This window comes from Halorubrum zhoui, assembly GCF_051194155.1.
Taxonomy (GTDB): domain Archaea; phylum Halobacteriota; class Halobacteria; order Halobacteriales; family Haloferacaceae; genus Halorubrum.
The window spans coordinates 12,392-25,686 of sequence record NZ_JBLZNJ010000007.1; the positions used below are offsets into that span (position 1 = coordinate 12,392).

Consider the following 13,295-nt stretch of genomic DNA (forward strand, 5'->3'; position numbering starts at 1 on the left):
AATCTGGTGAAACAACTGTCTGAAGTGTGATATGGGAATGTTCGGAGTGCTGAATATAGAGAATCCATGCAGCACGGGATTGTAATACAAAACCAACATCCGGATCTGTAGTAAACTACGACGTTCGCCGGACGCCGTGACACACCTCGAAGGGTGGATACATTACAGTACGTCAGACAAAGCGGGCCGGCGTTACTCCTCGCCGGCGCTCGGGTTTGGGACGCCGAACCCGTCCCGGTAGCACGGTCAACACGGGAGTTCGGCGTCCCAACAGTCGCAGTCCTCGGTGGTGGTTGCGGAAGTCGATATATCTCATAAGATTTAATTTTGTTGCGGGCCACGCTTGAGGTTGTGCGACGATGCACTAATTGCTTGATTCCAGTCACAAAACCTGGTGTGGAACTTGATTCCGATGGGCGGTGCCAAGGTTGCGCACATCTTGAAATGCGCGAGGATACCGATTACGAGCAGAGATTCGAGAAACTCGAGAAAATCTGCGATCGGCATCGGAGTACTGACGGGTCGTACGATTGTATTATACCGGTGAGTGGGGGGAAAGATAGCCACTACCAGACGTACATGATGAAAGAGGAACTAGACATGAATCCTCTGTTAGTAGCTGTGAGCGATCCATTCTCAAAGACTGAGGCTGGGAAACATAATATATACAATAACTCGGAGGCCTTTGATTGTGACCTAATCACTGTTGACCTCAGTCCAGCAACGGTGAAGAAAATGATGCGAACGGCGTTCGAGGAACTTGGGAGCCCGACCTGGCCAGTCGACCGGGCTATCTACTGTGTGCCTATCCAAATGGGCATCAATCTCGATATTCCTCTTATCGTGTACGGCGAGAATACGAGTTGGGAGTACGGTGGCGTGCAGTACGACCACGAGGCAGAAGAACCGTATAGTGCCATCGACCAAATCGAGAACGACGTTGCGAAGGAAGTAGACTTCGACCTCTGGTTTGAGAATGGCGTAAGTGAAGAGGATATGAACATGATGCGCTATCCCGAGATCGAAGAGCTGGAATCTGCTGGTCTTGAGCCAATCTATCTTAGCTACTTCCAGCCCTGGGACGGATATAGAAACTATCAAATCGCGAGAAACTACGGGTTCCGGACGCTCGAAAACGAGTGGAATCGTGAGGGGTTCATCGAGTCGTACGATCAAATTGACTCGAAGGCCTATCTGATGAATGTATGGATGAAATATCCCAAGATGGGGTATATGCGGACTACAGATGTTGTCGGGTATCGTCGCCGAAGTGAATATTTTGACATTAGCGTGGAAGAAGGCGTGGAACTTATTCGCGAACACGATCACAAACTTGACGAGGAGATTCTTGACGATTTCTTGGATTTCACTGGATACTCCGATCGTGAGTTTTGGGAGATTGTCGAGAAACATCGAAACGAGGAGATTTTCGACGAATCCTTCCTCAAATCCGGCACAGTACCCAAACCAGTTTCCGACTTCGAGAACATAGAGTACGCTAACTGAGGAACTATTCCACTGTTTCTCTGAACTGGTCTGAGCTGATCCAGTATAGCAGGCTGATCATAAGTCGGTACCATTGGTGTTCGGTTAACCCCGAGAGCGCCAGATTGTTCGGTACCAGCTTTGACGAGGAACGTTCAAGCAGTCGAATTCGGCAAGTTCAGCGAGTCCGGTTGATTATCACTGCTCGAAAATATTACCGGCAGTGTTAACCGAGCATGAATTGAGTCGGCACCTAGTCCTCGCCGGCGCTCGGGTTCGGGACGTCGAACCCGTCTCGGTAGCACGGCTAACACAGGAGCTCGGCGTCGGCGTCCCAACAGTCGCAGTTCGGTGCAAGATACGCGCGTTCCATCTTGCACTGCCCATCTTGATAGAATCGTGATAAATATGTTTCGCCATCTTCGGTAAGAGCCTTTATATATTTTCACACGCGTCACGAATAGTTTTTACTACTCTCTCCACATCTCGGAGCGGTAGTGTTGGATACATTGGTAAGGAGACCACTCGATCACTTACATCTTCGGTCTGGGGAAGTGATTGGTGTTGTTCTGACGCAAAGGTTCCATTACGATGGACTGGAGTATCCCAGTAGATTTTACAACTGATGTTCGCTGCTGTCAGGGCGTTTATAATATGGGATCGGGTGATTTTATCTTCACAGAGCACAGTATACAGTTGGTATACATGATCATGACCCTCCACTGGCTTGTGAGGGTTAATTTTGTTGACTGCTGACAACCCATCATGGTAGCGGGCTGCTATGTTTTGTCGGGACTCAATGAGGTCATCAACTTTCGAAAGCTGAGCACAGCCGACTGCGGCAACCATGTCTGCCATCCGATAGTTTGAACCGACAGTGACGTACTCACCGCTTTCGACCGAATCGAAGTACTCTCCTTCAGTTCGGCCGTGATTACTGAATTGACTTATCGCCGCTGCGAGTGTTGCATCATCTGTTATGATTGCTCCACCCTCTCCAGTCGGGAGTATCTTGTTCTGGCAGAAGCTCAGTGCTGCGATATCACCAATTGTTCCTACTAGGTCTCCATTTGCGGTGGCACCGAAGGCTTCGGCCGCATCTTCGATAACCCACAGATCATGATTCGCTGCAATTTCAGTGAGTTTGTGGATTTGACACGGAGCTCCATAGAGATGTACTGGTATAATGGCTGCTGTATTCTCCGTAATCTTCGATCTGACTGACGCTGGATCGAGCCCGAATGTATCTAATTCAATGTCTGCAAATACTGGTTCTGCACCAACTAATTTCACTGCATTGGCTGTTGCAATGAATGTAAATGAGGGAACGATCACCTCATCACCGTTACCGATGCCACAAGCCTTGAGTGCTGTGACCAGTGCAGTTGTTCCAGAATTTACTGAGATTGCATAGTTAGCTCCAAAATACGATTCAAGCTCCGTCTCGAACTGGTCAACAAACGGACCCTTTGCCCAATAACTCCCTCGAGAAATAGATTGAACTACATTACTTATATCCTCTTCATCCCATGAAATTTCGAAAAGTGGAATTTCTTCGCTCATTGATTTACGCCTTTTGCGATGGTATCAGTCTGTTCAATCATATCAAGGAGTTCTTTTGGGGGTAATGGCTTATCCTTCTCGGAGGTATATTCATTCGTGAGCGAAACCGTCTCGTCCTGCCGGTCACAATCACTGAGGTCGATATCTGGATAGATAACAAACATGTTTGGTTTTTCAACTGTGTTCTTGAGTTCATCTTCTGACAGAAGCTTTTCATGTTTCCGTTCGCCGGGACGTGGACCGATGATATCGATCTCAATGTCGTCTGGCGACTCGGGACTGTAAGCATCGATCATTGTTTCCGCAAGTGTCCCGACCTCAAATGTTGGCATTTTGAATACGAATACTTCTCCCCCGTTCATCTGTTCGTTTGCACTGAAAACAAGGTCAACTGCCTCGTTGATCGGCATAATAAACCGCGTCATCTCCGGATCTGTCACGGTTACTGGGCCTCCGGCCATAATTTGTCGGTAAAACAGTGGAATGACAGAACCGCTGGATCCAATAACGTTCCCGAATCTGACACAGCTAAACTGTGTATTTCTGTGGCCTTTGTACCAATTCGCAGCGATGACAAGCCGCTCCGAGAGCAGCTTCGTTGCACCCATTACTGATGTTGGATTTGAGGCCTTATCGGTGCTGATTCCGACGAACGACTCAACCTCCTCTTCGAGTGCTGCCCGAATCAGGTTCTGAGTCCCTTGGACATTTGTCCGGACGGATTCGAAGGGATTGTATTCATTGAGTTCGACGTGCTTCAGCGCGGCTGCATGAAAGACGATATCGATGCCTTCGAGTGCGAATCGGAGCCGATCACGATCACGGATATCTCCTAATAGTGTCCGGAGACGACTGGTGTCATCGATTTCCTGTTGTAGTTTGAAAAGAGCTGCCTCATCATTGTCTAGCACCCTGACAGTGTCAGCACCTTCATTGAGTGCGCGTTTCGTGATCTGAGATCCAATCGATCCACAGCCACCTGTGACGAGGAGTTGTTTCCCTCGAATCGCATCCATGAGCGTAGACAGAGAGTTGATGGTACTAATCCTTTTGAAAAACTCATCGGATCGCTTGCTACTCGTTAGATACATTATGGCTAGTCAACTATGTTATGTATGGAAATCGACGACATTACACTCGATGAGGATACTGTCTATTTCATTGCGGAAGCGGGTGTCAACCACAACGGGAGCCTCGAAACGGCCAAGAAACTGATTGACGCCGCCGCAACGAGTGGCGCGGATGCAGTCAAATTCCAGACATTTAGCGCTGATCGACTCGTCACGAAAGATGCCTCGAAAGTCGACTACCAGTCCGAGACAACTGGCGATGGATCACAGTATGAAATGTTGAAACGATACGAGCTTGACCGCAAGGCTCACGAACAATTGATAGAGCACTGTAACGAAAGAGACATTACCTTTCTATCGACGCCGTTTGATTCGGAAAGCGCAGACATGTTGGCTGATCTCGGAGTCTCCGCGATAAAGATTGGATCTGGTGAACTCGACAACCATCCGTTGCTTGAACACGTTGCCGGATTGGGACTACCGTTGATCGTCAGCACCGGGATGAGCACGATGGATGAAGTTCATGCCGCACAAGACGTGATCCGATCAGTAGATCACAAGCTTGATGTAATTTTTTTACACTGCACTTCTGCGTATCCATGTTCGCTGGATGATGTGAATTTCCGGGCGATGAGGACAATGATAGACGAACTGGACGAACCAGTTGGCTATTCAGATCATACGACTCTTCCGGAAACGCCCGCTTTTGCTGTCGCTGCGGGTGCGGTGCTTGTTGAGAAGCACTTTACGCTTGATATATCCCTGGCCGGGCCGGATCAAGAAACATCGTTGGAGCCTGCCGAACTGACCCGATCTGTGGCGTTAGCACGTGATGCATTCCGATCCCGAGGCTGCTCGGTAAAAAAGGTCACTGAAGCAGAACGAGTCAACCGTTCGGCTGTCCGAAAGAGTATACACGCAGCGACTGACTTGCGTGAAGGCGCGATCCTCACAGAGGCGAACACGACAATCATTCGGCCCGCTGATGGTCTCTCTCCAACGGTATATGAATCTATTCTGGGGAGTAAAATAACTGAAGATCTTTCTGAGGGTGACCCGGTTTTGGAGTCTGTATTGAACTCGGACGTAGGGTCTGGGTAGCTGAGAAATTATCTGATGGCAATTTACTGCGTTTAATCGACGACTTCGCCAGGAACACCGACCACAAATGAATTCGCGGGGATGTCTTCGCGGATCAAGCTATGTGAGCCAACAACTGCATTCGTACCGATCTCGACATCCGGTAGAATCGTCGTGTGTGATCCGATACGTGCACCTTGACGGATAACGACTGATCCCCTCCGTTCGTCGATTGTCGATTTGCTGTGGATGTCACAATGCGGCCCGATCTGCACTCCTGATTCGATGGTAACACCGTTGTGTGCGTTGATTACAGTGAACGCACCGATATCTACGTATTTACTGAGCTGCAACTCTTCCGGTCTGTGAACAACCCAATTGTATTCTGTAAGCTCTCCGTGAGCTATTTCCGGTTGTTCCCAGTCGTCAAATCGATCACGTGGATCTTCACTCATGCTGTATTACGATTCTCTATTAAAAACGTTCTTTCGATCGTATCTTAATTATAATGTCGTTAGTAGTCGAAATCTGACTCTTTCCTCAATAGCTTTTCGTTTATTTCTACCTGAGATAACTTTGCAGAAATTTTTTTTCCGGCACCACCGTACTTGTAGGGGTTCTCACACTCTTTGGCCCGCTGTTGAGTCGACTGATCTTCAAGACTATCAAAAATTGCTTTTTGAATCGCTTCGGTATCGTGTGGGACGGAGCGTACGTTTGCGGCTCGTTCGCGGCCATCCTGTCGTGGTCCGATATCAACCACTGGAAGGTCAAACGAAGGGGCTTCAATAATTCCGCTGGACGAGTTCCCAACCATCACGTCGGCTGCGGCCATCGACCCAAGATACTCTCGACGAGGGAGGCTCTGGAATAGCTGTATACTACTGTCGAATGTCCGGGATTCAATCTCCGAGATTATTTGATCACTGCCCGCGTCCGAGTTCGGGTAGATAATGACTGTCTGTACATCAAATTCTTCGACAGCATCAAGAGTGACTGCCATCTGGTCGCCGGCTCGCTCCGACTGGGTAGTCACCGGATGTTGAACGAGAAGTAATAACTGCCGTTCGGGATCGAAACCATATCGGGTGAGCACTGTTTTTGGATCCTCGTACTCGCCAGCAAGAATGTCATCAAGTCCTGGTGCACCCGAGATTTGTATTCGCCACTCTGACTCACCCAACTTTCGAATCCGCTCAGCACTTTTTTCCGAAGCTGGGAAATGGATATGTGCAAACTTCGTGATCGAATGGCGAATACTATCATCGATTACTGCCCCTCTCATCGCATCTCCTCCATGAATATGTGCAATTGGGATATTCATATGAGCCGCAGCGAGTGCACCTGCGAGTGCCTCGTCCCGGTCTCCAAGCAAGAGGACGATATCCGGGTTGAGGCTTTCAAACGCATCTGCGAGGCTAGCTGTCCCGATTCCCAATGATTTCGCCATCGCAGTCCCCGTATCTCCGTCAAGAAGCATCAGTACCTCTCGGTCAACAGTGAATCCATCATCGCGAATATCAGAGACTGTGTTCCCGTATCTGGGAGAGAGATGCATACCGGTCGCGACAACGGAAAGCGATAGCTGTTCATGTGCTTCGATAGCTTCCATAGACGATTTGAGCAGGCCGTATTCAGCCCGCGTACCGGTGAGGACTAAGACGTTTTTTGAGGCCATTGTTACCAGACGATGTAAGTGCGAGCAAATTATATCGCCAACCATGTATAAAATCTTGTTTACTGGGCTAGGCTCGATTGGCGAACGGCATCTACGTCTCCTCCAGAATCATGACGACCCGATGGAACTCCATGCATATCGGAGTGGTGGCATAGATGAAGCTGCGTTTCCGGATGTTGTCCAGCATGCAAGCCTCACTGATGCGCTGGCTATGGATCCAGATATTGCTTTTATTACGAATCCGACATCGTTACACGTTGAAACTGCGACAGTGTGTGCCGAATCAGGTTGTCATCTGTTCATTGAAAAACCACTCTCTCACACACTGGACGGTGTAGACGAACTGATTACAACTGTCTCTGATAATGGGCTACTCACATATGTTGCGTGTGTTCTCCGGTTTCACCCGGTCTTACAGCGCATCTCTACGCTGTTAGCCAACGATATCATCGGCGAAGTGTATAGTTTTCGTGTCTACTCAGGCTCGTATCTACCAGACTGGCGTCCAGAGCAAGATTACAGAAGCTCTTACAGTGCTGACCCGGAGATGGGCGGCGGTGTCATACTGGATCTCATTCATGAAATCGACTACTCATACTGGCTGTTCGGTGACATCACAATTGTTAATTCATGGGTCGGTCAGGTAAGCAATCTTGATATCGAATCAGAGGATCTCGCCGAAACGATTGTTGAGACGGAAACGGGTGTTATCGGACAGATACATCTTGATTACTACCGCTCAGAGCCACGGCGGACAATCGAGATTAGTGGCGAATCAGGCGTTATTCATGGTAACCTCGTTGATAACACTGTCACTATACTGACGAACGGTAATCGAGACACTGAACAGTATGATATTGACCGGGATGAATTGTATAAACGCCAGTTGGATTTGTTTCTCTCACACATACAGAGCGGAACCCCCTGTGAGAACGACCTTCGAGAAGCAAGAAAGGTTTTAGAAATCGCACTCGAAATCAAGACAGACGATGACAGATACTGAGAACGTTCTGTGTACTATCTGCGCACGGGGGGAATCCAAGGGGATTCCAAACAAAAACCTTCGCGAAGTCGGGTCGAAACCGCTGATAGCCCACACTATCGAACACGCAGTAGCTTGGAACCGCCAGACAGAGGTGGTTGTATCGACAGACAGTGAGATGATCGCCGACATAGCACGGGAGTACGGCGCGACCGTTCCATTCATTCGACCCGATAGGCTCGCTACCGATACCGCTGCGAAACTACCTGTGATCCAGCACGCCGTAACTGAAGCTGAACAACAGTTCGGAACGACGTACGACTACGTCGTCGATCTAGATGCTACAGCCCCGATCCGCGAAATCGAAGACATTGATAACTGTTTCGACCTCGTCGCTGACGGCGATGCCCAGAACGCATACACAGTTACCGAAGCTGACAAAAACCCCTATTTCAATATGGTCGAACTGGATGAGATGGGGTATGCATCGCTTTCAAAAACGACCGAGTCTGGAGTTGTCCGCAGACAGGATGCACCGACGGTGTACGAAATGAATGCATCCATCTATGTATTCGAACGAGATTTTCTTCTGCAGGCGGACTCGGTTCACGGTAACAAAACAAAGGCCTCAGTAATGCCTCCGGAGCGATCAGTCGACATTGACCGACCGATTGATCTTGCGTTCGTTGAGTTTTTGCTTGAGAACGGGATAGAGTATCTATGAGTGACCTGTTTGACCTCTCCGACGAAGTCGCTGTGGTAACCGGTGGTGCCGGACTCATCGGTAGTGCGCTCTGTGAGGGACTTGCAGAACATGGCGCAACTGTGGTTCTCGTCGATGCCGACGAAGACGCGGCTGCAGAAACAGCCAACTCGATCGGTGGTCACGTCGTCACACAAGCAGCCGATGTCACGTCAGCACCTGAGATGGGGGCAGTGTTCGAGTATGCAGTCGACGCGTTTGGGTCAGTAGATACTGTTGTCAACTCAGCATACCCGAGAAACGAGCGGTACGGAACCGAATTCCAGGACGTGTCTCTCTCCGACTGGGAAGAAAACATCGCCCTGAATTTAAACAGTTACTATATATCGTGCAAGAAGTCATTTGAAATAATGAGACGACAAGAAACTGGTGGATCCATCGTAAATCTGGGTTCGATCTATGGTGTTCAGGCCCCCGATTTCGACGTGTATACTGGAACGGATATGACGGGCCCCGTCGAGTATTCCGCAATCAAGGGAGCAGTCATCAACTTCACGCGATATCTTGCTTCGTACGCGGGAAAGTACGGTGTCAGAGCGAATGTACTGAGTCCTGGCGGTGTGTTTGATGAGCAGGCTGAACAGTTTGTTACTCAGTACGAATCGAAAGTTCCGCTGTCTCGCATGGCACGTCCAGAGGATCTCAAGGGGCCTGTAGTGTATCTGTCATCGGATTCATCGAAGTACATGACTGGACAGAATCTGATTGTTGATGGAGGATGGACAATCAAGTGATGTTTTTTGATTCGTCTGCCGTTCCGAACCGACCTTCGTTGACTGCATCCAGCACTCTACTCGGTACACAGAGTCTCCAGTTTATTTTGATCGGTAGTTCCGAATTGCTTATATGCTTTCTACTGGAAAACTATCTATGATTGATGACATTTGGGATAGTTTTAAATGGGGGTTGAAGCACGCGCGGGATGGAGTTGAACGAACTCTCGCACCGTCCGAATTCCGGACAGTCACCGACAGAGTGTCTGTCCCACCCTCGGTTGAGACACCTAACCAGGGCGTCTATCTTGGCACCGAATCAGGTGTCAAAAACGAGTATTTCGCAGTAAAAAGAGGCCCCCGGCGGCCGCAGTTTTATCCCGTTTTTGATAGCTCAGACGCTACGCAGTCGGTGTCGGTATCTTCTTCAGAGAATTTCACTGGAATTGATACACAGATCGTAGATGTACAGAATACTGATACTGTAAATCTCAGTGCCACATTCACACACCCTGACGGGGGTACGACTAACGATTCTATCCGCTACAATCTACAGGATTACAGTCTCCACGACGGGAGAGTGTTGCCTCTCCATCTTTCCGCGCCTAGGCCAGCGACGGAAGCAACAGTTACACTCGAAACCGATCATCACGATACACGACCGATTGTATCACGACTACTGCCGGAGAAGTTCAGAAAACACGAGTGGAAACCCGACCAGTCGCCACGACTGTCTGTTCCTGCCCCACGTGGTCAGAATGGAACACCGATCTTTTTGATTTCAGTCGACACCTTCCGGTATGACGCCCTCGAAGCATTTGCGCCGGTGCTTGAGGCGTTGGGAAGTGATGCAATAATTCCCTCCGAACCGCGCACGCAGGGCCATTGGACGCGGCCAGCGCACGCTTCCATGTTCACCGGAGTCCATCCAAGTACACACAAATACGTCGGATTTGCCAGTGAAGAAGAGGGCCAGTACGGACTTCCCGCAGAGTTAACCACCCTTCCAGAACTCCTTTCCAACAGCTCGTATAAATGCTCGGGATGTGTGCCACGATCAAAAACCGGTGTCGAGTATGGATTCGGTCGTGGTATGCATCGATACAAATACAACCCGATCTCGTGGGCCGATCCCGACTATGACGGTGCTGATACCATAGACCAGGCGATCAGGTGGATTTCTGCCGATCAACGCACTCAGGGGAACCGACTGTTTTACTTCCTCCATCTTTTCGATCCTCACTACCCGTACGTACCAACTGTCTTTTCAGATGTTTCGCCCATCGATTTCGACTTAATTGAGCGTTTCGAGTCGAAAATGGGCGTCGATGATTATCTCGAGGCGCTTGACCAGCCTGCCTCAATGTCCGACACTGACGTCGATCTGATCAAATCCTATTATTATCGTGCGGTGAGATACGCTGCTGAACAGATCGTTCGGTTGGTCTGTCATCTCAAGCAGGTTGGGCTCTACGAGGACTCCCTCCTCATCATAACTGGCGACCATGGAGAAGACTTTTTCGAACGGGAGTTCGCAGGACACCAAAGCGTTACTGATGCAAACATCAGACCGGGTATGGTAATCAAACCACCTGCTGGTGTAGACTTCCGTGTCCCAGACACTCCTGATATCATCGATTTTCTTCCGACTATCGCAGAACTCATCGACGAAGACGTTCCCGCACAGTCCGAGGGGGTTGCCTGGCAACGGAAATCTGATACCCCTCGGATTACCGAACGTGTTCGCTCGGACTGGTACACTATTTCGGTGGAAGTAGAGTCAATAAAGGGCGTCTACACGTATCAAGAAAATTATCCTAGCCAACCTACGGAGGCACAGCTGACGGATGGACCCGTGGATGTGCGGTTTTTCAATACTACTTCTCGGAGACCGGGTGAGCCGCTGGATCGAGCTGATCCGTCTGACTCTCTGCGCGATGAAATCGAACGCGTTATCGAAAACCACATCGCTGACGCGAACCCCACACAGCCTATCGAAAATGGGCGTGTGAAAGTATCAGAAGATGCGAAAGAACGGCTCAGAAAACTCGGATACAAGTAGGTACCATGGTCGGAATTTCTTCGATCTACAAAACTTCCTTGATTATTACCGGTGCACGCTCTCGCGGTTCATCACCGATTTCGCTCTCGTTGCAGAGAATGTCTTCCTCGAATTAGTCCACGAGCTTGCGAGCAGGTACTGCTCGGCAAGCTTGTACGTATCGACGGGACAGACATTTTAGTTGATCAGTGTGACGACGACGTAGCGTGGAACTACGATCACACCGAAGATGATTACTACGGCTACGGCTGTTGTGTGGTGACTGCTGCAAATGACATCCCTGTCGTAGCAACGTTCACGCCTGCGAAAAAAGTCAATCAGGAGACGGCGATACGCGTCACTCGTGACGAGCCCGCCGTTGAAACTCCACGTTGAATAGTCGGTGACTCGGAGTTAGATATAATCCACGAACCACAGCTGATCCGCTGGATATAGACTACCGCGTCGAACAGCGACTCAAAGAGCACAGCGGGACTATGCGTCTGTGGCGGCTACAACTCGAAGAAATGTATCCGTGCCGTTCACAAGTTGAAACAGCGATTGGGGTTTATAATAATATCCGCCTCGGAACCCCACGGGTTCGAGGCCGAGTGAGAGTCAAATCACACGTATTTCTCGTCTTGTGCCTTCGGTTGGGTGTTGCACTCGCTAATCACGATCAAGGAAACGATCTCGCAAGCCAACTATTAGAGGGCATCACAGAAAAGTTGACACACCAGTGAGCGGGGAGTGGTAAATGGAACATGAGTGCCACAACCCCGCAGAATCATCCTTCGTTCGAAGAGCTATTCAAAGACGTGGATACGGTGCCGTTGGCGTTGTTCGAGCATCTTGATCTCTCGTTCTTGTAGGAGTTCCCCGTGTTCGCCCCCACGGGTCGGGGGCGAACACGGGAACACGAAGCACCAGAACTGTTCAAGGGAGTGCTCTACTGCTTCAGCCGAGACATCTACGGCGTCAAAGCAGTCACCAGAGAGCTCCACGATGAGCTGATCTGGCGACAGTGTGGCTTCGACAGTGCGCCGTCCTACCAGTCGATTCATCGGTTCTTCACGGACTTCGCCTTGGTCGCCGAGGACGCATTCACCAAGCTCGTCGAGCAGGTCGCCGACCGCGACCTGCTCGACAACACCTTCCGGATCGATTCGACAGATGTGCGGGCACACCCCAACGATGACGACGCTACGTGGAACTACGACCCAACGGCTGAATCAGACGACACAGAGAACGAGGATGACGAGAACGAAGACGAGGAAAATGACGAAGATGAGGACAGCTACTACTACGGCTACGGCTGTCTAATCGTCTCGACAGGGCCGAAACTGCCGATTGCGGCGGCCTTTACACAGCGAAAACAGGTCGATGAGGAGACGGCGAAGCGCGTCACCTGTGACGCGCTCGCCGTCGAAACGCCGATCTGGATGCTCGGTGACGGCGGCTTTGACATTCTTGAGTGGCACGATGACCTCGTTGACGAGGCCGTCGTGCCGGTGGCCCCGTACAATCCGAGAAACACCGACGATCCACTCGACATCGAGTACAGGATCGAAGATCGTATGGAAAACCACACCGAGGACGTTCATCTGAAGCAATCGGTGCTGGAAGAGACGTACAATCGCCGAACACAGGTCGAACGAACAATCGGTGCAAGCAAAGACTGCGGCCTCGGGACGCCGCGCGTCCGAGGCCGCGTTCACGTGAAAACACACGTGTTTCTAGCTCTCTGCTTGCGGCTGGCGGTTGCCATAGCCAATTACGAACGAGGTGCCAACCCCGGAAAGAACTCAGTCGAGGTGTGTCAATGATTCTGTGACGCCCTCAACCATTACGCTATGAGATCAATTCTGTACCACCGCCATACTGTTCATGATACATAGTCAAATATTAACTAATGAACCA

General features: G+C 50.1%; 10 protein-coding genes and 1 pseudogene. 7 read left to right on the plus strand and 4 right to left on the minus strand.

All coding sequences use genetic code 11. The annotated features are described in order from the left end of the window. Positions 1-351: 351 nt before the first annotated feature. Positions 352-1,506 (plus strand): N-acetyl sugar amidotransferase, encoded by a 1,155-nt coding sequence (locus ACNTAO_RS10710; RefSeq protein ID WP_435161999.1) that lies wholly within the window; start codon positions 352-354, stop codon positions 1,504-1,506. A gap of 414 nt (positions 1,507-1,920) precedes the next feature. On the opposite strand, the gene ACNTAO_RS10715 is transcribed toward ACNTAO_RS10710, so the two are convergent. Both ACNTAO_RS10715 and ACNTAO_RS10720 read right to left on the minus strand, forming a co-directional pair. Further along, complete coding sequence (locus ACNTAO_RS10715) at positions 1,921-3,048, minus strand: DegT/DnrJ/EryC1/StrS family aminotransferase (protein ID WP_435162000.1); 1,128 nt, start codon at positions 3,046-3,048, stop codon at positions 1,921-1,923. Continuing rightward, complete coding sequence (locus ACNTAO_RS10720) at positions 3,045-4,064, minus strand: UDP-N-acetylglucosamine 4,6-dehydratase family protein (RefSeq protein ID WP_435162001.1); 1,020 nt, start codon at positions 4,062-4,064, stop codon at positions 3,045-3,047. The genes ACNTAO_RS10715 and ACNTAO_RS10720 overlap by 4 nt, the downstream gene beginning before the upstream one ends. A 99-nt stretch (positions 4,065-4,163) precedes the next feature. Here ACNTAO_RS10720 and neuB point away from each other — a divergent pair, with 99 nt between their 5' ends. Continuing rightward, positions 4,164-5,219 (plus strand): N-acetylneuraminate synthase, encoded by a 1,056-nt coding sequence (gene neuB / locus ACNTAO_RS10725; RefSeq protein ID WP_435162002.1) that lies wholly within the window; start codon positions 4,164-4,166, stop codon positions 5,217-5,219. A gap of 32 nt (positions 5,220-5,251) precedes the next feature. On the opposite strand, the gene ACNTAO_RS10730 is transcribed toward neuB, so the two are convergent. Beyond that, entirely contained in the window at positions 5,252-5,653 is a 402-nt protein-coding gene (locus ACNTAO_RS10730) for an acyltransferase (RefSeq protein ID WP_435162003.1), read from the minus strand. A 59-nt stretch (positions 5,654-5,712) separates the two neighbouring features. Further along, positions 5,713-6,876: a UDP-N-acetylglucosamine 2-epimerase gene (gene neuC, locus ACNTAO_RS10735; protein WP_435162004.1), complete on the minus strand. Its 1,164-nt coding sequence runs from the start codon at positions 6,874-6,876 to the stop codon at positions 5,713-5,715. A 43-nt stretch (positions 6,877-6,919) separates the two neighbouring features. Between neuC and ACNTAO_RS10740 the strand changes: the two genes are divergently transcribed. From ACNTAO_RS10740 to ACNTAO_RS10760, 5 genes and pseudogenes are all read left to right on the plus strand, one after another. Then, positions 6,920-7,879, plus strand: coding sequence for a Gfo/Idh/MocA family protein (locus tag ACNTAO_RS10740; RefSeq protein ID WP_435162005.1), 960 nt, complete (start codon positions 6,920-6,922; stop codon positions 7,877-7,879). Further along, positions 7,866-8,582, plus strand: coding sequence for an acylneuraminate cytidylyltransferase family protein (locus ACNTAO_RS10745; RefSeq protein WP_435162006.1), 717 nt, complete (start codon positions 7,866-7,868; stop codon positions 8,580-8,582). Before ACNTAO_RS10740 ends, ACNTAO_RS10745 begins: the two co-directional genes overlap by 14 nt. Next, on the plus strand, positions 8,579-9,355 hold the full coding sequence (locus ACNTAO_RS10750; protein ID WP_435162007.1) for an oxidoreductase: 777 nt from the start codon (positions 8,579-8,581) through the stop codon (positions 9,353-9,355). Before ACNTAO_RS10745 ends, ACNTAO_RS10750 begins: the two co-directional genes overlap by 4 nt. Before the next feature lie 136 nt (positions 9,356-9,491). Further along, a complete protein-coding gene (locus tag ACNTAO_RS10755) occupies positions 9,492-11,396 on the plus strand; it encodes a sulfatase-like hydrolase/transferase (RefSeq protein WP_435162008.1) in 1,905 nt (634 codons plus the stop codon). 743 nt (positions 11,397-12,139) lie between these two features. Continuing rightward, a pseudogene (locus tag ACNTAO_RS10760) lies at positions 12,140-13,201 on the plus strand (transposase). Positions 13,202-13,295: the final 94 nt, after the last annotated feature.